Raw genomic sequence first — 20,920 nt, 5'->3', positions numbered from 1 at the left:
TACTATGACTGGATTAATTGAAAATATACACCTCGCGCTGCCTGAAATAATTATTTTGGTGACTGCCTGCGTTGCGCTCCTGGCGGAGCTATTTCTGCGACATCGCATTAATTCGATTACTTTTTATTGTGCGGCAATAGGATTGATTCTAGCTGGTTCAGTCAGCTTTTTATATTTAAACCAATTTAATGTTTTACTTTTTAATGGCTTATTTATTAGTGATGATATGGGCCATTTAATGAAAATTTTTATTTATATCTCAGTGTTACTCAGCTTTTATTATTCCCGAGACTATATTGAAGAAAGACAAATGGCCACCGGGGATTATTACGTTTTAGGGTTATTTTCTACGTTAGGGATGATGGTTCTAGTTTCTGCGCACTCCTTGTTAACTATTTATTTAGGCTTGGAATTACTTTCCTTACCACTATATGCAATGGCTGCAATTCGGCGGACCAACAGTGACTCTACAGAAGCTGCACTCAAATACTTTGTTATGGGAGCTATCGCATCTGGTTTATTGTTATATGGTCTTTCATTAGTTTATGGTGCTACGGGCAAGTTAGATCTCCAAGCAGTTGCAACGGCGATAAACAGTACAAACTCTAACAAAGGCATGCTGTCTTTTGCCTTGGTTTTTGTTGTGGCTGGAATCGGTTTTAAAATGGCCACTATACCTTTTCATATGTGGGCACCCGACGTATACGAAGGGGCGCCTACTTCCGTAACGCTTTTGTTAAGTACCGCACCAAAAATTGCGGCTGTAGGAATGGCGTTTCGATTACTGACTTTGGGCTTGGTCGATGTTACTGCGCAATGGCAGCAATTACTATTAGTTATGGCGCTATTGTCCACAGCTATTGGTAATTTATTAGCTATAGTACAGACTAACCTCAAGCGCTTATTCGCATACTCAGCCATCTCGCACATGGGATACGCACTCTTTGGTATTTTGGCTGCTAATGCCGCAGGGTACGGCGCTGCATTATATTATGTGCTGGTATATGCAGTAATGACTACTTGTGCTTTTGGTCTCATCGTATTGATGTCAAAATCCGGATATGAAGTTGAATTTATAGAAGATTTAAGAGGATTAAATAAGCGTAGTCCTTGGCTAGCATTTTTAATGATGATTGTATTATTTTCAATGGCCGGTGTTCCTCCTACAGTAGGGTTTTTCACTAAATTATTAGTTTTAAAAGCACTCGTGGATGTACAAATGACTTGGGTCGCTGTTTTAGGCCTGTTCTTTGCAGTTATAGGGGCTTTTTATTATATTCGTATAATCAAAGTGATGTATTTTGAGGAGCCCGTGGATAATACTGCTGTTAATTTAACAGGTCCTGCTAAAGTTATTTTCTCACTTAACTCGCTTTCACTATTATTATTAGGGATATTTCCAGGGGCATTAATTGCTGCCTGTATGAATGCTTTTAGATAAAAAGCTGTCATATACTAAATTTTGTAAATAGCTTGCTATATAGAAAGCGCATGCGTATAATTGCCCTCAGTTGATGCGGGGTGGAGCAGCCTGGTAGCTCGTCGGGCTCATAACCCGAAGGTCGTAGGTTCAAATCCTGCCCCCGCTACCAATTATTTATTTAAAACCCCATTTATGGGGTTTTTTATTATGTAAAATATGCGGAAGAGCCATATTTGGCGCACTCAAGTCTGACTTTTTCCCAAAATTTTAGATTGTGGTGAGTAGGCAATGATACAAGACGAAATTGAAGCACTTATAGAACCTACCATTGAAAATATGGGATATACCCTTTGGGGTTGTGAATATCTTGCTCAGGGTAAGCATTCTCTGCTAAGAATTTATATTGATAAACCTGAAGGTATCCAGTTAGAAGATTGTGAAAAGGTTAGTAAACAAGTAAGTGCGATATTGGATGTAGAAGATCCTATTCCAGGGAATTATAGTCTTGAAGTATCTTCACCAGGGATCCCTAAACCTTTATTTTATAATTGGCAATTTCGTGAGTACCTGGGGCAAGAAGTTAATATTAAATTGTATAAACCTGTAGGCGGTAAAAGAAAGATAACCGGGCTCATTGCTGCAGCTGATGAGGATAAACTAACCTTGAAAGTAAACAATGAGCAGCAAGAATTTTTATTTTCTAATATTGTAAAAGCTAATTTGACTGGCTAGTGAGGCGAACGATGAGCAAAGAATTGTTATTAGTTGCTGAGGCATTATCAAACGAAAAAGGTGTAAGCAAAGAAGTAGTATTAGATGCAATTCAAGCAGCATTGGAGTCAGCTACACGTAAATTATCCGGTATAGATTTAGGAGTACGAGTTAAATTAAGTCACCGTACTGGAGAATATGAAACTTTTCGCTATTGGGATGTTATTGGCGATGACGAAGAGTTGGAGTTTCCAGATCGGCAAATACGATTAGAAGATGCAAAAACTAAAAAGGCAGATGTTGAAGTCGGCGATCGCGTTGAAGAGCCAATGCCTTCTATCGGATTTGGCCGTATTGCTGCCCAAACTGCACGCCAGGTGATAATGCAAAAAGTCCGTGAAGCGGAGCGCAGACAAGTTATTGATCAATACAAGAATAAATTTGGTCAAATTATTTATGGTACGGTAAAGAAAGTAACGAAAGATAATATCATTATTGATTTGGGTGGAAAGGCAGAAGCATTTTTACCGCGTACGGAAATGCTCCCACAAGAGATGTTTCGACCGAATGATAGAGTTAAAGCTTATCTATATGAAATTTCTGAACAACCGCGTGGTCCACAAATGTTAGTAAGTCGTGTGCGAAAAGAAATGCTAATTGAGCTATTTCGCATAGAGGTGCCTGAAATTGGTGAAAACGTTATTGAAATAAAGGCAGCTGCGCGCGAACCTGGAAACCGTGCAAAAATTGCTGTTAAAACGAATGACGGCCGCATTGATCCTATTGGCGCTTGCGTGGGAATGCGTGGTGCTCGCGTACAAGCAGTCTCTAACGAGTTGGGCGGCGAACGCGTAGACATTATTCTTTGGGATGACAATCCAGCGCAATTAGTAATTAATGCCATGGCTCCTGCAGAAATTTCATCTATCGTGGTTGATGAAGATTCACATACTATGGATTTGGCAGTGCAAAAAGAGCAATTGTCGCAAGCTATTGGAAGAAACGGCCAAAACGTTCGTTTAGCCAGCCAGCTTACTGGATGGACTCTCAATGTAATGACTATTGAAGATTTTGAGGGCAAAAGCCAGGAAGAATCAACTAAAACCATAAAGTTATTTACTTCTGCATTAGAAATTGATGAGGAGATTGCCCAATTATTAGTAGCAAACGGTTTTTCTTCTCTGGAGGAAATTGCCTATGTGCCTAAAGATGAGTTAATGGCGATAGAAGAGTTTGATGAAGATATAGTCGAAGAATTACGAAATCGAGCAAATGATACTTTATTGACACAGGCACTTACTTCGGAACAAGGTGGAACCCCTACCGAAGAGTTAATGAACATGGAAGGCATGACTCCAGAACTGGCTAGAAAGTTAGGTGCAAAAGGTATCGTAACATTAGACGATTTGGCTGAACAATCAATTGACGAGTTATTAGAGATTGAAGGAATGACTGCGGATAAAGCGGGTGCTCTTATTATGAAAGCACGTGAACCTTGGTTTCAGTCAGATAAAGCATAATTTGCAAAATATTTTATATATTTAATAAGCATTTTCAGTTTAACGCTGAATGAGGATTAATACTATGGCGGATGTGACGGTTAAACAATTAGCTCAAGTTGTCGGTATTCCGGTCGAGCGTTTATTGAACCAGTTGCAGGAAGCTGGTTTAGAATTTACTGACGAGCAACAGTCTGTAAATGAAGAACAGAAACGAATTTTACTAAATCATTTGAAAGGTGGTAGCGGCCTTACCCGTAATACGCCTGAACGTATTACTTTGCGCCGTAAAAGTGTTTCACAAGTAACTTTAGGTAGTGATGTACATAGTGGAAAAACTGTAAATATCGAAGTTCGTAAAAAACGCACCTATGTAAAAAGATCATTGGTAGAAGCTCCTGAACAAGAAGTAGAAACGCTTCCTGAGCCTGAATTACATGAAGAATCTATCGTAGAAGAGGTGGAAACAGAAGAAGCAAAAACAACAGAAGAAACACAAACTGTTTCTGAAGCTACTGAAGAAATAAAAGAGTCACAAGAAGCGCTTCCTATCGAAGCAACTCCCGAGCAAGCGGATAATGTTACTGCTGAGCCAGTCGCTAAGAAAGCCGTGTCAGAACAAACGCCTGCTGATAAGCACAAGCATGAAAAAAGCAAGAAAAAACCCGCTACCCGCTCCGAGTCAGATGAAGATTTCAGACGTGGTAAAAAGGCACAACGCACGAAATATCAACCCAGCATTAATGATGAAAATGAAGGGGCAATGCATCGTCGCGTGAAAGGGAAAAAGCGTAAAAATGAAAAGTCAGAAAAATATAAAGAAGCTGAGGAAGCGTTAACACATGGTTTTGCTATGCCTACAGCTCCTGTAAAGCACGAAGTTGCTATTCCGGAAACTATTACCGTAGCGGATCTCGCCAAAAGAATGTCGGTGAAAGCTGCAGAAGTAATTAAGACTATGATTAGTCTCGGTGCTATGGCTACTATTAACCAGGTAATTGACCAAGAAACCGCGATAATTGTTGTGGAAGAAATGGGACATACCCCCAAGCCCATTAGTGAAGATGCTATTGAAGATATCTTAGAGAATGTCGTATCAAAAGGAAGCCTTACGGAATCTCGCGCTCCGGTGGTTACCATAATGGGCCACGTTGATCATGGTAAAACATCGTTGCTTGATTATATACGCCGAGCTAAGGTAGCAGCAGGTGAAGCAGGCGGTATTACGCAGCATATTGGTGCGTATCACGTACATACTCCGAAAGGGAGCATTACCTTTTTAGACACTCCCGGTCACGCTGCATTTACTGCAATGCGTGCTCGCGGCGCTCAAGTAACCGATATTGTGGTATTGATAGTGGCAGCGGATGATGGTGTAAAGCCGCAAACAATAGAAGCCGTACAACATGCGAAAGCCGCTAAAGTGCCTATTATTGTGGCGGTTAATAAGATGGATAAACCGGGTGTTGATCCTGAAAGAGTTATGAATGAATTATCTAACTATGAAGTTATTCCTGAACCTTGGGGTGGGGATACCATGTTTGTTAATATCTCCGCTAAAACTGGATTGGGTATAGACGAATTACTGGATGCTATTTTATTGCAGTCTGAGGTGTTGGAGCTAACAGCACATACTGATGGTGCAGCAAAAGGGGTCGTTATTGAGTCACGTCTTGATAAAGGCAGAGGCCCGGTGGCTACTGTGCTCGTCCAAAACGGCACCTTACACAAAGGAGACGTACTACTAGCCGGGTTACAATATGGTAAGGTCCGTGCCCTTGTAAGTGATAATGGTTCTTTAGTAGACCACGCAGGTCCTTCCATTCCCGTGGAGATATTGGGCTTATCTGCCATTCCTCACGCAGGTGACGAAGCTATCGTTGTACCTGACGAAAAAAGGGCAAGAGAAGTTGCTCTTTTCCGTCAAGGAAAGTATCGCGATGTTAAATTAGCAAGACGGCAGAAAACTTCGCTGGAAGGTATTCTTGATAATATGACCGCAGCGGAAGTGAAAGTATTAAACATTGTACTCAAAGCGGACGTACAAGGTTCGGTAGAAGCCATTGCCGATGCTTTAGAGAAGTTATCTACTGAAGAAGTAGCTGTAAAAGTTATTGCTAGTGGAGTGGGAGGTATAACTGAGTCAGATGTTCACTTAGGTATTGCTTCAAATGCGCTGATAATTGGATTTAACGTGCGTGCGGATGGCGGTGCTAAGCGTCTTGCAGAAGTAGAAAACATCCCTATTCATTACTATAGCGTTATTTACGATATAGTCGATCAAGTAAAAGGTGCTCTTACGGGTATGCTTGAGCCTAAATTTAAAGAAGAAATCGTCGGAGTTGCAGAAGTACGAGATGTATTCCGCTCACCCAAATTGGGCTCAATTGCAGGATGTATGGTGGTGGAAGGAACCATCAAGCGTAATAACCCCATTCGTGTTTTACGCGACAATGTGGTTATTTATGAAGGAACTTTGGAGTCATTGCGTCGATTTAAAGACGATGTGGTAGAGGTTCGACAAGGATTTGAGTGTGGTATTGGCGTTAAAAACTACAATGATGTAAAAGCAGGCGACTTAATCGAAGTCTATGAAACCGTAGAAATAAAACGGGAAGCCATGTAATTTGGGCCGAAAGGCCCAACAAATTTCACTCTGAGAATACCATGAGCAATAATTTCAAACGCACGGATAGAATTGCAGAAACGATATTGCGTAAACTAGCACTATTAATTCAGCAAGAAATAACTGACCCCCGATTATCCAAATTCGTCACACTCTCGGCGGTAAATGTGGCTAAAGACTTAAGCCATGCCAAAGTTTATTTTACGGTTTTAAATGATGATCCTGAGCAAACGGCTACTATTTTAAATACCGCGGCAAGTTATCTACGCTCGCAATTGGCAAAAAGTATTACTTTGCGCACGGTACCCCAATTGCACTTCATTTACGATGAATCCATCGAATATGGAAAACGATTAAGTAAATTAATTGAAGAAGCCAATCCAGAAAAAAAAGACGATGAGCAAGAATGAGAAGTTAGCAATAAATGGCATCCTGCTTGTTAATAAGTCTTATGGAAAATCTTCCAACGCAATTCTTCAACAAGTTAAGTGGCTCTACCACGCTAAAAAAGCAGGCCATACTGGTAGCTTGGACCCTATGGCTACAGGAATGTTGCCTATCTGCTTCGGTGAAGCTACTAAGTTTTCCCAATTTTTGTTAGACGCTGATAAATGCTATGAAGCCACAGGCGTACTAGGTAAAACAACCAATACTGGCGATGCGATGGGTGAGTTAGTAAACGAAGTCACGGACTTTCAAGTGACTAAAGAAGATTTATTAAACGCCCTTAATCAGTTTAAAGGAGAAACCAGGCAAACTCCTTCGATGTTTTCTGCCTTAAAACACAAAGGAAAACCTTTGTATACCTATGCTCGACAAGGAATAGAGATAGAGCGAGAAGCACGTAAAATTATTATCCACAAGCTGGAATTAATAGAGTTTCATGGAAAAGAATTTCGGGTGTTAATCCGTTGCAGCAAAGGCACATATGTACGTAACCTAATAGAAGACATAGGAAATAATCTCGGGGTCGGTGCGCATGTTTCGCAATTACATCGGGTGTATACGGCAGGGTTCGAAGATGAAAAAATGTATACTGTGGAAGAGCTCTCCACCCAAGCTTTTGAAAAGTTAAACACCTATCTATTACCTATTGATAGAGCTGTGCGCCATTTGCCTGAAATCAAGATATCTCCTGAGCAAGTCATTACCTTGCAAAAAGGAGTCCCCGTTCAACTCAAAGAGGTGCAATTGAAAGGCTTGGTAAGGTTGTATAATGCTACTTCCCTTGAGTTTATTGGTATTGGCGAAGTAGGCGATACTGGTAAATTAGTATCCAAAAGACTCTTGTCTACCTCGCCAGAACTCTCCTAGCGATAACCCAATCTATTCGCTGGTTCAACCTCAAATTCATATTTATCGCCCGCCCCAAATATTGTATTACGATTTTCTCCCAGTTTTATGGCCTCTGGATTATAGGGAGGTGCTGATGGCTGAACTCTTCGGGGAGCAGCTAGAAATGAATAATAAGCAGATAAACTCTGTTCAGGCGTAACAGTATAAGAGGGAGATGAAATTGGTGTCAGCGTTCTTATTACTTCGTTAAGTACGCTATCATATTGTGTATTTATTGCGTTTACTTTTTCAGCAAAAACACTTTCTTGTCCTTCATCTAGTGCGGCTACCCTGTCAACATAAGCTCTTAGCTCAAAATGTTTATTAACTGCTTTGGAGGAGGCAAATAACAGTGTGGAGCCTAATATAAAAGATCCCACTGTAATAGCCGCCACATAGGCTAACGCAGGAATTAAAAATGGGCTAGTAATGCTGGCTCCAACTAATAAAACACCTACAGCAACCCCACCCCAGGAGAAAAAGCCTCTTAAGGTTTGGTTTAGAAGTGTTAAACTCACTTCCTGCTCAGTATTACGAAACTTACTTTTTTCTTCGGTTAATTCGCGCTGCGCCTCAGTTAGCTTTATTTGTTTAGTAAAGAAAGCATTTCTTAATTGAGAAAACAGAGTATTAAAATAAGAATGCGCTTCGTGGTCATTTCCAGCTAATTGCTTAAATTCATCAAGTAGGGATGCTAACTGAGAGACCGATATCTCTTGCAACAAATTGAAATCGGTGGCTGCACTCTGAAAGAATTCTTTAAATAAGCATATTTTTTCTAACGTGTCTTTATTACGGGATTGAATAAAGCCTGTAGTTAGTTGAATTCTTAATAAGAGATCAATTTTTACATCGCGATCATCAATATTTTGATTGGGTTGTAATCGTTTTTGGAAGGCAGTAAATGCTTCTTTGTTAATTCCTTCTGGCTGTATAAATTTTACCAATTGCTCTTCTAAAGTTTTTGAATTTAAAACGATACTTAACTCATCAAGTAAGTATCTATTGCTGCTTAATCGCCCTTTTGTAAACGTTTTATCAAAATGCGCATTATTGGCAATGAAGGTTACTTTTCTTTCTTCAGGAGATTTATCAATATTTCTTATTAAAGCCGCCGCTTCTACTTGTAAACCCGATTTACCCTCGGAACAAATAAGGGTAAAGCCGCATAACTCACCTTGATCGTTAACGTAGGTTAGTTGGATACTATTAAAAGTGGCTTTATCTTTTATTGCAGCTAAAAATGCTGCAGGGAAAATAGAACCATCAAAATCTCCCTCGGAATGAGAAAAATAATAATCATCTCGATAGGAAGACAACTCAGTAAGGCGGTATTGAATGGTAGGAACTGTGGTGTGTTCGGAAAAATAATGCAGGTTTTGTAATTCAATAATACTACCTAAATATTCTTGTTTCGTTTGCGCCTTATAATTATTTCGATGCAAACCGATTGCATCTGCTACTTGAATATAATTACCTGAAATTATCCTAAGAGTCATGAGTGAACCTCAAAAATCAAGATGAAGCCAAAGTATATAAATTGATTCTTAAGAGAACATTAATAAAAAATTGAAATATCCCTTGTGTCAAAAGCGTACTCTTGTTAGAATTCACCCCTTTAAAAAAGTTTACTCAGTTATTTGGGAGTTTAGAATGTCGCTTACTAGCGCACAAAAAACAGAAATTATTAGTGAATTTAGACGTGCTGACAAAGATACTGGTTCCCCAGAAGTACAAGTTTCTTTAATGACCAGCCGTATTAATTATCTTACAGATCACTTTAAAAAACACAATAAAGATTTCCATTCTCGTCGTGGTCTACAAGAATTAGTTAACAAGCGTCGTAAACTCTTAAGATATTTAAAGAAAACGAATGCAGAGCGTTATTCTTCTTTAATTAAAAGTCTTGGGTTAAGAGATTCTTACTAAGTGTCTCAGAAAAAAGAAATATAATGAAAAAAGCGCTATCATGCGCTTTTTTTTCATATTTTTGTTTTACAAAAATTTAATCAGCATTTTTATTCAAGTGAAAGATAGTTTATTCTTATGCATTGAAATTAAAGCATATATTAAGCGGTTAATAAAAACCGCAAAAATTACATTTATAATGAGGTGGCTCACGTGGCTAAAATAACTAAAGAAATACAATTCGGTGAACATACTCTGGTATTAGAAACAGGGGAGATAGCAAGGCAAGCAGATGGTGCGGTATTTGCAAGCATGAACGGTACGCAAGTGTTGGTAACTGTCGTTTTTAACCGGGAAGGTGCTGAAAAAAATAATTTCTTTCCCTTAACCGTGAACTATCAAGAAAAAAGCTATGCTGCTGGGAAAATTCCAGGCGGATTTAATAAACGTGAAGGCCGTCCTAGCGAACATGAGACACTTACCTCACGATTAATTGATCGGCCTCTACGACCTTTATTCCCTGATGAATTTACCTATGAAGTGCAAATTATTGCCACAGTAATGTCATTAAACCCAGAAGTATCTGCCGATATCATTTCCATGATAGGAGCTTCTGCTGCATTGGCGATTTCCGGGCTGCCATTTAATGGACCAATAGGTGCTGCACGTGTTGGATATAAAGACGGAGTTTATTTACTCAATCCTGGGTATAAAGCCTTGGGTGAATCGGACTTGGATTTAATTGTTGCTGGAACACAAGACGCCATCTTAATGGTAGAGTCAGAAGCAAATGAGCTCAACGAAGAAATTATGTTGGGTGCTGTACTCTACGGTCATGAAATGATGAAAGGAGTTATTAAGGGTATAAATGAATTAGCTCAGGAAGCAGGTAAATCCAAGTTTGAATGGAAGCGAGCAGAAGTTGACGCTGAATTGGAAGCGAAAATTGATTCATTGGGAAGACAAGAAATTACCCAGGCTTATTTACTGAAAGATAAGCAACAAAGAAGAGCCTTGTTGGCGGAAATTAGACAAAAAATAACTGACGCTTTAGTGATGGAAGACGACACTATCAAGCCAGAGCTGATAACTGCGATGTTAGGCTCATTAGAAAAGGATATTGTAAGAAACAAAATCTTAGATGGTGAACCTCGAATTGATGGACGTGATTTAAGAACTGTACGTCCAATTGTTATTCGTACTGGTCTTTTAGATAGAGCGCATGGTTCTGCCCTCTTTACTCGAGGGGAAACTCAAGCGATTGTTGCTGCTACATTGGGTAATGATAGAGATGCTCAAATTCTTGATAAATTAGAAGGTGAAGTGAGAGATCGCTTCATGCTGCATTACAATTTCCCTCCTTATTCTGTTGGGGAGACTGGAATGGTAGGTAGTCCTAAAAGACGCGAAATTGGGCATGGCCGTTTGGCAAGACGCAGTTTAATGGCTGTGTTACCGAAATCAAATGAATTTCCTTATGTTTTACGCGTTGTATCCGAAATTACCGAATCCAATGGTTCAAGCTCCATGGCTACTGTGTGTGGCACAAGCTTGGCATTAATGGATGCAGGCGTGCCCTTAAAAGCTCCAGTTGCCGGGGTTGCTATGGGACTCATTAAAGAAGGCGATCGTTTTGCGGTTTTAACTGATATTTTAGGCGATGAAGATCATCTCGGTGATATGGATTTTAAAGTGGCAGGAACTGAAAAAGGAGTAACTGCATTACAAATGGATATCAAAATTACCGGTATCACTAAAGAAATTATGGAGCAGGCTTTAGAGCAAGCTTTAGAGGGTCGGCGTCATATCCTGGGTGTTATGAATAATGCGCTTTCTGAACATAGAGATGAGTTATCTAAACATGCACCACGTATTGTTACTATGAAAGTGGCCGAAGATAAAATTCGCACGGTTATTGGTAAGGGTGGAGCTACTATCAAAGGTCTTATTGAAAGTACAGGTGTGTCAATTGACATTGACGACACGGGTGTTGTGCAACTCTTTTCACCCAATTCTGATGCCCTGGAAGAAGCACAAAAACAAATTAAAGCGCTCGTTGCGGAAGTTGAAGTGGGACAGACTTACCGTGGAAAAGTAAGTAAGATCGTTGACTTTGGTGCCTTTATTAATTTATTACCCGGAAAAGATGGTTTACTACATATTTCTCAAATCACCGCCGATCGCTCGCAAAAAGTAGAGGATGTTTTGCAGGAAGGACAAGAAATTGAGGTATTTGTTGCCGGTGTGGATAAACAAGGAAGAGTAAAGCTGGAGTGGAAAGATAAGCCTGTGCCTGAAAAGAATGAGCAAGCACAAGAAAGTGAAGAAGCATTAGAAATATCGGAAGATCGAGATACTTCTGCAGAAGAAGAATAAGCTCTGTCATTCCCGCTTTCGTGTTTAGCCCGGACAGATAGGTTACACATGTCCGAACACATGGGTAACACATTTTAACTAAAATATGTTACCCGTCCACTATATAAATTAACAATTGAGTTTTTTCTTAATTGATTTAAATTTACCTCTCCAAGCTTTTGATGGGAGAAATAAACCTCTAAAATGTCTGAGTGTGCGTTTTGTCTAATTCCTATAGGCTGGTTACTGAAGGGCATGCCAATAAAAACTTGTCTTCCTTGAAAATGTAATCGTCCTCTGCAATCAGTTTTTTTAATATCGTAATCTGGGGAGTATTCAATTTGAGGAAGTATTTCCGGATATTTCCTATAGCTTGGATGATAACGTTGAGCAGGTACTTTCATCCCAATCCCTTCATGGGGTCGCTTTAAATTATATACTTCTCGCCATTGTCTAAACTCGTCTTGAATATGCGTTAAATTTTTAAAATATTTCGAATTAAGTAATTCTACTTTTAATGTTCTATGAAAACGTTCATCTTTTCCGTTGGTTTGTGGATGAGCTGGACGAGAATAACTTACCTTAACGCCAATACGAATTAACCATAAGCTAAATGTAGTATAACGTGCGGAATCATATAATGAGCCCCAAGGATTACCATTATCAACATTAATGCGTTCCGGTAAGCCATATCGTCTAAAGGCTTCAATTAATATAGGCTTGACCGTTTCTCCGCGTTCATTCGTACACGCTTCTAATACAATAGAATAACGAGAATGGTCATCTAAAACAGTTAACGGAAAACAACGTCCTCGTTCGTAGGCGAAATGGCCTTTAAAATCCATTTGCCATAAATGATTAGGTGCTTCATGTTCAAAACGATGAAAATGGTTATTAGCAGATTTCTCTTTATGGATAAAACCATATTTCTCAAGCACACTATGAATTGTGCTAGATGCTATCGATATATTTTTTTCTCGTTCTAATATTACTTTTATCTTTCTAGCCCCCCAATATGGGTGTTCATTTCGGACTTTTATTATCTCGTTTACAAATTGGTTACCAGTACGTAAAGGACTTCTCTTTGGCCTTTTAGAATGGTCGTTTAATGCCGAAAATCCTTGCTCATTGTAGCGTTTAAGCCACTTATAACCAGTTTTACGGCTTACTTCGTAACGACGACATAACTCAGCAATATTAGCTCCTTCTTGAGAGGCAAGAAGCACAAACTCTTTTCTTAAATCCAACGTATTTTTCTCCTGCCAAGACATAAAATTAACCTTATTACCTTAAAATATTTAAAGATAATAAGTGTTACCTATGTTCTCGGACAGGTGTTACCTATGTCCTCGGTCTAAACACTTTCGCGGGAATGACACCCCAATTTATGTCAATGTACTAGAAAAACTTCTACAAAATGCTTTAAAAATTATAAAAACAAGACAATTTTTAAAAATATGCAAAACTGTCATCCCCCGCGAAGGCGCGGGAATGACAAAAGGGGAGATTAAAGGCCTCTAATAAAAGTATTTTTTATTTTCTCTATTTTTTAACCAAATTCAAAAGCTCAGAGCGGCTACTTGGGTTGGTACGCATGTCCCCAAGCATTACTGAGGTAGTTAAAACAGAGTTCTGTTTTTCTACGCCTCGCATCATCATACATAAATGTTGCGCTTCTATAATAACCCCAACTCCGCGAGCGTTTGTAATTTCTGCAATGCAGTTAGCGATTTCGGTGGTTAAGCGTTCTTGAATTTGTAGACGCCTTGCATAAAAATCGACAATTCGTGCAATTTTAGACAAACCTAAAACTTTACCATTAGGCAAATAGCCCACATGGCACTTACCTAAGAAAGGGAGAAGATGGTGCTCGCATAAAGAGTACATTTCAATATCTTTAACGATAACCATTTCACTCATGTCAGATTCAAAGAGGGCATTGTTAATAATATCTTCTATGTTTTCATTATACCCCTTAGTTAAATACTGCATGGCGGTCGCTGCTCTCTCGGGAGTACCTTTAAGGCCTTCCCTATTAATATCTTCACCTAATTGTATAAGTAGTTCTCTATATAGCTGTTGCATTTTTTTCCCTTAACCGGGGGGCCAGGTCATTTGGCGTCCACCGAGAATATGGAGATGAATATGAGGGACTTCTTGCCCCCCCTGCGATTCAACATTAAATACTAAACGATAACCTTTTTCTAAGCCTTCTTGTAAAGCTATCTTCTTTGCTACTAAGATCATTCTTCCCAGTAGCAATTCATCTGTAGTGTCCGTCTCATTTATTGTTGTAATATGTTTTTTAGGAACCACAAGAATATGCTTAGGTGCTTGGGGTTTTATATCCCTAAAAGCCACAATTTCTGAATCTTCAAACACAATAGTGGCTGGGATACCCCCATTACCAATTTTGCAAAATAAGCAATCCATACTATTTTTCCTAAAATATTCCAGGAAAGAAGTATAGCATGTATTCATTACTGTTCTACTTACTCACTTTGCGTTTTAACTTTAAATTGAGGATAATACGCGGTCTTATAAATTAGTAGCAGGTAATTCATATGGGTCTAATGGAAATAAACAGTGGGCGCGATGTGCCTAATGAAATTAACGTCATTATTGAAATCCCAATGCATGGTGAGCCAGTAAAGTATGAGGTTGATAAGGAGACCGGAGCATTGTTTGTTGATCGCTTTATGACCACAGCGATGTATTATCCCACCAACTATGGATACATTCCTCACACCTTATCGGAAGATGGCGACCCGGTGGATGTTCTGGTAGTTACCCCTATGCCATTAATTAGTGGCGCAGTAATTCGTTGTCGTGTTGTTGGACTTTTAAAAATGACAGACGAATCGGGTATAGACGCAAAACTATTAGCGGTTCCTATTAATAAAACAAGCAAGATGTATGCCTCCATAGAAACCTATAAGGACCTCCCTCAACCGTTGTTATTATCTATTGAACACTTTTTCAGACATTACAAAGATCTTGAAGAAGGTAAATGGGTAAAAGTAGATGGCTGGGAAGGGCCAGAAGCTGCACAGCAAGAAATCCTTAGCAGCGTCGAACGGTATCAAAGTGCGTAATTGATTCGGGCGATGGAACTATAGTAATTTGTAGCCTTTTATGCAGCGAAGCGTAAAGGCTACCATTCACCAATATCCTGGTTGGCCTCAATCCACTAGCATTGCAAATCTGCCTCTATTACAATAAAAATTTCTTTCATTCTTAAATGGATTTTTATGAGACGTCTTGGCTTAATAATTATTGTAATTCTTATTTTAATTGCAGCTTTCGCTATAACCGGCATTAATAAAATCCCGCGCATGGATGAGAAAGTAAAAGCTTCCTGGATGCAAGTTCAAAACCAATATCAGCGCCGGATGGATTTAGTACCAAACTTAGTAAATACCGTGAAAGGATATGCTAATTTTGAAAAATCGACTTTAACGGATGTGATTAATGCAAGGGCAAAAGCAACACAGGTGAATATAACTCCAGACATGCTTAGTGACCCTGCAGCCTTACAAAAATACGAACAAGCACAATCAGAACTTTCTTCAAGCCTTGCTCGCCTGATGGTAGTCGTAGAAAGGTATCCCGATTTGAAAGCTAATCAAAACTTTTTAGCGTTACAATCGCAGCTGGAGGGAACAGAAAATCGCATTGCAATAGCTAGAAAAGACTATATTGATACTGTTCAAGAGTACAATACGAATATTCGAACTTTCCCAGGAATTATATGGGCAAAAATTTATGGCGCTCAAATTAAACCCTCCTTTACAGCTCCTGAGGCTGCTCAACAAGCACCTCAGGTGAGTTTTTAATTAATGCGTTTTTATACTCGTTTTACTCTAGGGATCTTACTATCATTATTTTGCTGCCATTTAATGGCAGCCGCCCCTTCTTTCCCCTTATTAACCGGCCGAGTGGTTGATGATGCCCATCTTTTAACGCCGCAAACCATTGCAAATTTGGAAAAAGAATTACAGGACTATGAGGCCTCTACTACGAATCAAGTCGTTGTGGTAACCCTGCCTGGTCTCGATGGTTATCCCATAGAAGAATACGGCTATCAGCTAGGTAGGTATTGGCAAATCGGACAAAAGGATAAAAATAACGGGGTGCTGCTTATTGTGGCCCCAAAAGAGAAAAAAGTTCGTATTGAGGTAGGGTATGGTTTAGAACCTATTCTAACGGATGCATTATCCAGCACTATTATTCAAGACGTTATTATACCACCTTTTAAAAAAGGTGATTATCAGAAAGGGATTGTCGAAGGTACTAAGGCAATTCTCGATGTTTTAGGTGGAAAAATAAAAAATCCACAGGCATTTAAATCAAAAAATAAATCGATTAATTGGTTGGAGTGGTTGTTTATTTTAGTGATCATCCTGTTATTTGTACGTAATCCCGGGCTTGCATTTCTAATATTTTCAGGTTCCGGGCAGCGATTCGGCGGTTCTAGCCGAGGAGGGTTTAGCGGCGGTGGTGGAAGCTTTGGTGGAGGAGGTTCATCAGGATCATGGTAAAAGTATTTACAGAGTTTGAGGCAAAACAAATTGAATCAGCCGTTATCTCCGCAGAAAAAGAGACCTGCGCTGAGCTAGTTACTGTTGTACTCCCCATTAGTGATAGGTATGTTCCTGAGATGATGTTTTTTGGTTTTCTGATGGGAAGTATTATTGCTTTTATCCTTTGGAAATTGAGCTGGATTGTTTATTTCCCCCAATTATTTTTAATCCAGTTATTCTTTTGTCTGGTTTTTCCCTATATAGGAGTGACTCGTTTATTTGTTTATTTTTTACCAAAAAAATTATTATTTCACCGGGCAGCCCATTTAGGAGCAGAGGAACTATTGTCTGTTATGCAACAAGTACCTCCTGAAACACCTGTGCTGTTATTATTTGTTTCCCAAGCTGAGCATTACATCCATCTATTTCCAAATCCCATTATTAAAGCAAAAATTAATGACTCTTTATGGGATAAAATTGTTAATGATTTAGCTGACAAGCTAAAAAATAAAAAACTGGCTTTAGCTTGTACTGAAACTATACAAGATATTGCCAAAATTTTGACAAAATTTTTCCCAGACGATAAGGGGGATAATTTGTATAAAGACCAGATTGTGCATTAATGACTAATATGCTTATATTTTTAGCGGAGCTATAAGGCGCGGAGGTTATCTCCGCGCGCAATAAAGAAAACTGGTTTAAATGGGGAGAATATTAACGTAACGACAGGGCTAAGAAAATATAGGTCCACCCCGCCATCATTAATTCAATTGCTATAAATAATCCAATAAACCATAACCCGCTCCAAGGCCATTGACTTAAAATTAAAATACCTAAAATAAAGGCAATAAGACCCGCAAGTAATAGCCAAACCCATCCTCGCGTGTGGCGTAATGCAATGGCCATAAAAAAGCGAGTAATACCAATTATTATGAGGACCCCCGCAAGCATGGCAGTAATAATACTGGAGGCAAGGAAGGGCTCATAAATTACCAAGCCGCCGGCAATAAGATAAAGAACGGCGACAAAAGCATGCCATAATACCCCTTCCCAACCCCGACTTTTAAACACGTCTACAATTTGTATTATCCCGGCAATCAATAATAAAACCCCTAAGAACATCATGCTGGCCAACGTTAAACCAATTACCATGCCTAGTCCAATAGCACCCAGGACGACAAATAAAATTCCCAAAGTAAGCAACCAGGCCCAATTTCTACTAACAATAGGTAAAGCTTCCACTTTCTTTCTAGGCATGACAATTTCCTTATTTATTAAGAAGTTAATTTAATAATAGCCGGTATTTTCCAGGAATTCCATGGTATCGAGGAGGGATATTCTCTTTTCAACTATGTATTTACTGGAACTCCATCCTGAATAGAGTACCCCTCGAGAGTTCCCGCTTTTGCTTGGATTACAATAAATAAAAGCTCTTCAGAAGAAGAACTGCGCCAAGTACGTATTCCATTAGGGGCTACCCTGATTGTAGTTCCTTCTTTAACTTCAAACCACTCGCCATCGACACAGAACTCACCTTTCCCTTTCAGAAAAATATAAAGCTCCTCATTTTCGCGGTGTTTATGACTAAATGGCATGGCAGTTCCCGCGGGAAACTTATTCAATGATACTTCCATACTAGTTAAACCGAGTTCTTCTTTAAGGAACTGTTTTCCAGCTACATTATCTGTCAGCATCGGGTGTTTAAAGAAATATTGGTCCAACTGTTCAAACGGGCCAAAATCAACAAATGAGAAATTATTGCCATTTTTCTTCATAGGAAACCTCTTTATGTAAGTGACTTTTATTTTGCAAGTAACTAAACTTATATCAAAGTGGTTTGAGTTATGCAAGGTTAATTGGAGTATAAATGAACACTGATAAAGAAAATCGCTCGGTTTGTCCTATAGCAAACCTTTTGGATGTCGTTGGAGACAAGTGGACGCTGCTAATTATTAGAGACTTATTTCTTGGTAAGAAACGTTTCGCTGAATTTGCAGAGTCCGAGGAGAAAATACCTACAAACATTCTTGCTGCACGGTTAAAACGAATGGAAAAATTAGGTTTGCTGAAAAAAAATCCTTATCAGAATAACCCGGTGCGATTTGAGTATTTTCTAACAGAAAAAGGTAAGTCTCTTGAATCGATACTAACGGAGATGGTGAGATGGGGGCTTCGGTATGTCAAAGGGACAAAAATCTTCCCAAGAGTTAAGCCGGAGTTGTAGCCCATCTGCTGAAGTTAGAATTCTAAGTTAAAGTTTAAAAAGCAGGTAACCCCACGTTTTGATCATAAATTAATGAGCATAGACAATAGGTAATTCAGTCCACTGGGTAGTGTAATTAGGCGACTTTAATTGTCTCTTCATACTCCATTCTTTATTAAGCCCTTCCGCAGCAAGGCGGAGAGTACGTGGGCCATATTTTTTATTTATCCCATCTATCAAGGCCATAAGCTTATCACCATGTTGTAAATGGGAATTTGAGGGTTGCTGAAATAAATCTTTTTGCTCGAAGCGTTTGTCAATCAAATCAGACAGAAGAACGCCGGACTTATAATAGCGAATACCTGCTCTATAGATTTTATCTAAACAAAAGAGAGCTGCTTTAGTGAGTGCTCTGATATCGTCTGTTGCATTCACCAATCTAAAACCTATTCCATTGGAATATTGTCTTAAATCTTTACGAAAAGGGTTGGAGCGAATGAAAATTGATAAGTGTTGGGCAACAAGGTGTTGCTTTCTCATTTTATTCCAAGCCGTAGCGCAATGATGGCTAATTGCTTCTTTTATTTCTTTATATTCAGAGGGCAAAGTACCAAAGGAGCAAGATGACATAATGGATTTTTTGGGATCAGGCTCCTCCCGTTCAAAACATACGATACCTTTTAATTCTATTAGGGTTCGCAGTAGCTGGACATTAAAAATTTTTCTTATTAAATGAGGGTTTGCGTTTCGTAAGTCTTCGGCTGTATAGAAACCTAAATTATTAAGTTTATTTTCCCATTTCCTACCAACGCCCCAAATGTCACCCACTTTTACCTGTGATAACCATTTTGATTGGACGCTTTCTTGTAAATGAAATACAGGAATTTTAAATTTTTTCTTAGCCAGATGGTTGGCGACTTTTGCCAGTGTTTTTGTGCTTCCAATCCCAATTGATGTCGGAATTCCGGTATATCTTAAAATCGTTTTCTGAAGATCCCAACAAAAGGACTCACGGTCCAAAGAGGGTAGGGTACTTAGATTTAAAAAAGCTTCGTCGATAGAATAAATTTCTGTTTCGTTCCAATTATCTTGAATAACAGACATTACTCGTTCAGATAAATCTCCATATAGTGTGTAATTAGACGAAAAGACATGCACATTATTTTCTTTACATACCCCTTTTACCTCAAAATAAGGGACTCCCATTTTAATACCTAAAGCTTTAGCTTCATTTGAGCGGGCAACTACGCACCCGTCATTATTGGATAAAACAATAATAGGAGACTCACGCAAGTCCGGTCGAAAAAGACGTTCGCAGTTAGCATAGAAGTTATTGCAATCAATAAGTGCGAACATTATCTGGCCTCGTGAATAATATGTGTGACGACACCCCAAATAACCATGTCCATATTTTCCGTTATATCAATAGGAGAGTAACTTGTGTTTTCAGCTACTAACTGTGTTTTGCCGCCTTGTTTTTGCAATCTTTTAACCGTGAGTTCACCATTTAAGGAGGCAATAACAATTTTCCCATGGGTTGGTTCGATGCTTTTATCTACTATTAGCAGATCTCCTGATTGTATGGAGGCTCCAATCATAGAATCGCCGGAGGCTTTTACTATAAAAGTAGAAGAAGGATGTTGTATGAGAAACTCATTTAAATCTAACTTCGTTTCAATGTAATCGTCGGCAGGGGAGGGAAAACCCGCGCTGACTTTACTTGAATAAAGTGGAAGCTTATAACCAGCGCTATTTTTAATTAGTGCGAGAACTTGAGGTATTTTTGATAGAGGGATACGCATTGGTTTAGTTGACTCTCCATATGCATTTAACCCCTTCGGTCTGCCGACATTATTTGTTTTAATAGCCATCTTGTTTTAATTATAATTAGTGTACACTAATTATAAGGCAGTTATTATAAAGATAAAGTAATTAAATGGTAGAGCAGCTTTGTCGTGGCAACCATTCATTAAAATCTTTTAGTCGTTCCCTGTGTATGTGCTTTATAATAAATGAATGGTTTTTTTACTATATCCTGCGTAAAATGAAATTTTTTCAATAATCAAGGTGGGTTATGTATTCTAATGACTTATCTTCTTTTCTTGAAATTGAAGAGGAAGATTTTTTTACTAGTATTCATGCTTTAAATCAGAAATTAGAAGGCTTACATATAGAAATTCAAGGTAAACTCCAAAAACTGGCTGAAGCCACCGATTTATCAGCTAACAGTCAAAAAAGCCATTTGCAAAATTTCTTAACAGAAATAAATAAAGCTAAAGCATCTATACAAAGTGTAATTAACTTGACGTAAAGATGGCTTGTAAAGAACCGCTTATG

At 38.9% G+C, this 20,920-nt stretch carries 21 protein-coding genes, 1 tRNA gene and 2 pseudogenes; 16 read left to right on the top strand and 8 right to left on the bottom strand.

The window, feature by feature from the left end; genetic code table 11:
• The first annotated feature begins 4 nt into the window (after positions 1–4).
• The 8 genes and pseudogenes from nuoN to truB all read left to right on the top strand — a co-directional run bounded on the left by nuoN (position 5) and on the right by truB (position 7,573).
• Positions 5–1,441: an NADH-quinone oxidoreductase subunit NuoN gene (gene nuoN / locus EL206_RS07860; protein WP_058462920.1), complete on the top strand. Its 1,437-nt coding sequence runs from the start codon at positions 5–7 to the stop codon at positions 1,439–1,441.
• A 74-nt stretch (positions 1,442–1,515) separates the two neighbouring features.
• A tRNA-Met gene (locus EL206_RS07855) sits at positions 1,516–1,592 on the top strand.
• Between the two features lie 119 nt (positions 1,593–1,711).
• On the top strand, positions 1,712–2,155 hold the full coding sequence (gene rimP / locus EL206_RS07850; protein WP_058462919.1) for a ribosome maturation factor RimP: 444 nt from the start codon (positions 1,712–1,714) through the stop codon (positions 2,153–2,155).
• Between the two features lie 11 nt (positions 2,156–2,166).
• Positions 2,167–3,654 carry a transcription termination factor NusA gene (gene nusA / locus EL206_RS07845; protein WP_058462918.1) on the top strand — a complete coding sequence of 496 codons (1,488 nt, stop codon included), beginning with the start codon at positions 2,167–2,169 and terminating at the stop codon, positions 3,652–3,654.
• A gap of 64 nt (positions 3,655–3,718) precedes the next feature.
• A pseudogene (locus tag EL206_RS10230) lies at positions 3,719–4,126 on the top strand (translation initiation factor IF-2 associated domain-containing protein); the annotation flags it as partial.
• Between the two features lie 147 nt (positions 4,127–4,273).
• Positions 4,274–6,259: pseudogene (infB, locus tag EL206_RS07840) on the top strand (translation initiation factor IF-2); the annotation flags it as partial.
• Between the two features lie 41 nt (positions 6,260–6,300).
• Positions 6,301–6,669: a 30S ribosome-binding factor RbfA gene (gene rbfA, locus EL206_RS07835; protein WP_058462916.1), complete on the top strand. Its 369-nt coding sequence runs from the start codon at positions 6,301–6,303 to the stop codon at positions 6,667–6,669.
• The gene (gene truB / locus EL206_RS07830) at positions 6,656–7,573 is read left to right on the top strand and encodes a tRNA pseudouridine(55) synthase TruB (RefSeq protein WP_058462915.1); all 918 of its coding nucleotides are present in this window, start codon (positions 6,656–6,658) and stop codon (positions 7,571–7,573) included. The genes rbfA and truB overlap by 14 nt, the downstream gene beginning before the upstream one ends.
• Here the strand turns inward: truB and EL206_RS07825 are convergent.
• A complete protein-coding gene (locus EL206_RS07825; protein ID WP_058462914.1) occupies positions 7,570–9,093 on the bottom strand; it encodes a hypothetical protein in 1,524 nt (507 codons plus the stop codon). The genes truB and EL206_RS07825 overlap by 4 nt on opposite strands.
• A 154-nt stretch (positions 9,094–9,247) precedes the next feature.
• Between EL206_RS07825 and rpsO the strand changes: the two genes are divergently transcribed.
• Together rpsO and pnp are read left to right on the top strand one after the other, a co-directional pair.
• Positions 9,248–9,523 carry a 30S ribosomal protein S15 gene (rpsO, locus tag EL206_RS07820; protein WP_058462913.1) on the top strand — a complete coding sequence of 92 codons (276 nt, stop codon included), beginning with the start codon at positions 9,248–9,250 and terminating at the stop codon, positions 9,521–9,523.
• Positions 9,524–9,715: 192 nt separating this feature from the next.
• On the top strand, positions 9,716–11,878 hold the full coding sequence (gene pnp, locus EL206_RS07815; protein ID WP_058462912.1) for a polyribonucleotide nucleotidyltransferase: 2,163 nt from the start codon (positions 9,716–9,718) through the stop codon (positions 11,876–11,878).
• Between the two features lie 74 nt (positions 11,879–11,952).
• On the opposite strand, the gene EL206_RS07810 is transcribed toward pnp, so the two are convergent.
• The 3 genes from EL206_RS07810 to EL206_RS07800 all read right to left on the bottom strand — a co-directional run bounded on the left by EL206_RS07810 (position 11,953) and on the right by EL206_RS07800 (position 14,290).
• On the bottom strand, positions 11,953–13,128 hold the full coding sequence (locus tag EL206_RS07810) for an IS481 family transposase (RefSeq protein ID WP_131739731.1): 1,176 nt from the start codon (positions 13,126–13,128) through the stop codon (positions 11,953–11,955).
• Positions 13,129–13,399: 271 nt separating this feature from the next.
• Positions 13,400–13,942, bottom strand: a complete 543-nt coding sequence (folE, locus tag EL206_RS07805) for a GTP cyclohydrolase I FolE (RefSeq protein WP_058462910.1) — start codon at positions 13,940–13,942, stop codon at positions 13,400–13,402.
• A 9-nt stretch (positions 13,943–13,951) separates the two neighbouring features.
• Positions 13,952–14,290, bottom strand: a complete 339-nt coding sequence (locus EL206_RS07800; RefSeq protein ID WP_058462909.1) for a histidine triad nucleotide-binding protein — start codon at positions 14,288–14,290, stop codon at positions 13,952–13,954.
• Between the two features lie 131 nt (positions 14,291–14,421).
• Here EL206_RS07800 and ppa point away from each other — a divergent pair, with 131 nt between their 5' ends.
• The 4 genes from ppa to EL206_RS07780 all read left to right on the top strand — a co-directional run bounded on the left by ppa (position 14,422) and on the right by EL206_RS07780 (position 17,003).
• Positions 14,422–14,952 (top strand): inorganic diphosphatase, encoded by a 531-nt coding sequence (gene ppa / locus EL206_RS07795; RefSeq protein WP_058462908.1) that lies wholly within the window; start codon positions 14,422–14,424, stop codon positions 14,950–14,952.
• Between the two features lie 156 nt (positions 14,953–15,108).
• Complete coding sequence (locus tag EL206_RS07790; RefSeq protein WP_058462907.1) at positions 15,109–15,693, top strand: LemA family protein; 585 nt, start codon at positions 15,109–15,111, stop codon at positions 15,691–15,693.
• Between the two features lie 3 nt (positions 15,694–15,696).
• Positions 15,697–16,398 (top strand): TPM domain-containing protein, encoded by a 702-nt coding sequence (locus tag EL206_RS07785; RefSeq protein ID WP_058462906.1) that lies wholly within the window; start codon positions 15,697–15,699, stop codon positions 16,396–16,398.
• Complete coding sequence (locus tag EL206_RS07780; protein WP_058462905.1) at positions 16,392–17,003, top strand: hypothetical protein; 612 nt, start codon at positions 16,392–16,394, stop codon at positions 17,001–17,003. Before EL206_RS07785 ends, EL206_RS07780 begins: the two co-directional genes overlap by 7 nt.
• 91 nt (positions 17,004–17,094) lie before the next feature.
• Here EL206_RS07780 and EL206_RS07775 read toward each other — a convergent pair whose 3' ends face one another.
• On the bottom strand, positions 17,095–17,637 hold the full coding sequence (locus tag EL206_RS07775; RefSeq protein WP_058462904.1) for an HdeD family acid-resistance protein: 543 nt from the start codon (positions 17,635–17,637) through the stop codon (positions 17,095–17,097).
• Positions 17,638–17,729: 92 nt separating this feature from the next.
• Positions 17,730–18,155: a cupin domain-containing protein gene (locus tag EL206_RS07770; RefSeq protein WP_058462903.1), complete on the bottom strand. Its 426-nt coding sequence runs from the start codon at positions 18,153–18,155 to the stop codon at positions 17,730–17,732.
• A gap of 92 nt (positions 18,156–18,247) precedes the next feature.
• Between EL206_RS07770 and EL206_RS07765 the strand changes: the two genes are divergently transcribed.
• A complete protein-coding gene (locus tag EL206_RS07765) occupies positions 18,248–18,604 on the top strand; it encodes a winged helix-turn-helix transcriptional regulator (protein ID WP_058462902.1) in 357 nt (118 codons plus the stop codon).
• Positions 18,605–18,673: 69 nt separating this feature from the next.
• Here the strand turns inward: EL206_RS07765 and EL206_RS07760 are convergent, their stop codons facing one another.
• A complete protein-coding gene (locus tag EL206_RS07760) occupies positions 18,674–19,939 on the bottom strand; it encodes a Y-family DNA polymerase (protein WP_058462901.1) in 1,266 nt (421 codons plus the stop codon).
• Complete coding sequence (locus EL206_RS07755; protein ID WP_058462900.1) at positions 19,939–20,454, bottom strand: LexA family protein; 516 nt, start codon at positions 20,452–20,454, stop codon at positions 19,939–19,941. The genes EL206_RS07760 and EL206_RS07755 overlap by 1 nt, the downstream gene beginning before the upstream one ends.
• Before the next feature lie 203 nt (positions 20,455–20,657).
• Between EL206_RS07755 and EL206_RS07750 the strand changes: the two genes are divergently transcribed.
• Entirely contained in the window at positions 20,658–20,894 is a 237-nt protein-coding gene (locus EL206_RS07750) for a hypothetical protein (RefSeq protein ID WP_058462899.1), read from the top strand.
• Positions 20,895–20,920: the final 26 nt, after the last annotated feature.

It is taken from the genome of Legionella adelaidensis (assembly GCF_900637865.1).
Lineage (GTDB): Bacteria > Pseudomonadota > Gammaproteobacteria > Legionellales > Legionellaceae > Legionella_A > Legionella_A adelaidensis.
The sequence above is the reverse complement of the archived record's forward strand: the minus strand, read 5'-3'. Positions and strand labels throughout refer to the sequence as shown.

Coding starts and splice junctions, on each gene's coding strand:
- EL206_RS07780 (WP_058462905.1), top strand. CDS start 16,392: ATGGTAAAAGTATTTACAGAGTTTGAGGCAAAACAAATTGAATCAGCC.
- EL206_RS07755 (WP_058462900.1), bottom strand. CDS start 20,454: ATGGCTATTAAAACAAATAATGTCGGCAGACCGAAGGGGTTAAATGCA.
- nuoN (WP_058462920.1), top strand. CDS start 5: ATGACTGGATTAATTGAAAATATACACCTCGCGCTGCCTGAAATAATT.
- EL206_RS07800 (WP_058462909.1), bottom strand. CDS start 14,290: ATGGATTGCTTATTTTGCAAAATTGGTAATGGGGGTATCCCAGCCACT.
- rbfA (WP_058462916.1), top strand. CDS start 6,301: ATGAGCAATAATTTCAAACGCACGGATAGAATTGCAGAAACGATATTG.
- folE (WP_058462910.1), bottom strand. CDS start 13,942: ATGCAACAGCTATATAGAGAACTACTTATACAATTAGGTGAAGATATT.
- EL206_RS07825 (WP_058462914.1), bottom strand. CDS start 9,093: ATGACTCTTAGGATAATTTCAGGTAATTATATTCAAGTAGCAGATGCA.
- nusA (WP_058462918.1), top strand. CDS start 2,167: ATGAGCAAAGAATTGTTATTAGTTGCTGAGGCATTATCAAACGAAAAA.
- EL206_RS07770 (WP_058462903.1), bottom strand. CDS start 18,155: ATGAAGAAAAATGGCAATAATTTCTCATTTGTTGATTTTGGCCCGTTT.
- truB (WP_058462915.1), top strand. CDS start 6,656: ATGAGCAAGAATGAGAAGTTAGCAATAAATGGCATCCTGCTTGTTAAT.
- EL206_RS07760 (WP_058462901.1), bottom strand. CDS start 19,939: ATGTTCGCACTTATTGATTGCAATAACTTCTATGCTAACTGCGAACGT.
- EL206_RS07790 (WP_058462907.1), top strand. CDS start 15,109: ATGAGACGTCTTGGCTTAATAATTATTGTAATTCTTATTTTAATTGCA.
- ppa (WP_058462908.1), top strand. CDS start 14,422: ATGGGTCTAATGGAAATAAACAGTGGGCGCGATGTGCCTAATGAAATT.
- rpsO (WP_058462913.1), top strand. CDS start 9,248: ATGTCGCTTACTAGCGCACAAAAAACAGAAATTATTAGTGAATTTAGA.
- EL206_RS07785 (WP_058462906.1), top strand. CDS start 15,697: ATGCGTTTTTATACTCGTTTTACTCTAGGGATCTTACTATCATTATTT.
- EL206_RS07750 (WP_058462899.1), top strand. CDS start 20,658: ATGTATTCTAATGACTTATCTTCTTTTCTTGAAATTGAAGAGGAAGAT.
- EL206_RS07765 (WP_058462902.1), top strand. CDS start 18,248: ATGAACACTGATAAAGAAAATCGCTCGGTTTGTCCTATAGCAAACCTT.
- rimP (WP_058462919.1), top strand. CDS start 1,712: ATGATACAAGACGAAATTGAAGCACTTATAGAACCTACCATTGAAAAT.
- EL206_RS07810 (WP_131739731.1), bottom strand. CDS start 13,128: ATGTCTTGGCAGGAGAAAAATACGTTGGATTTAAGAAAAGAGTTTGTG.
- EL206_RS07775 (WP_058462904.1), bottom strand. CDS start 17,637: ATGCCTAGAAAGAAAGTGGAAGCTTTACCTATTGTTAGTAGAAATTGG.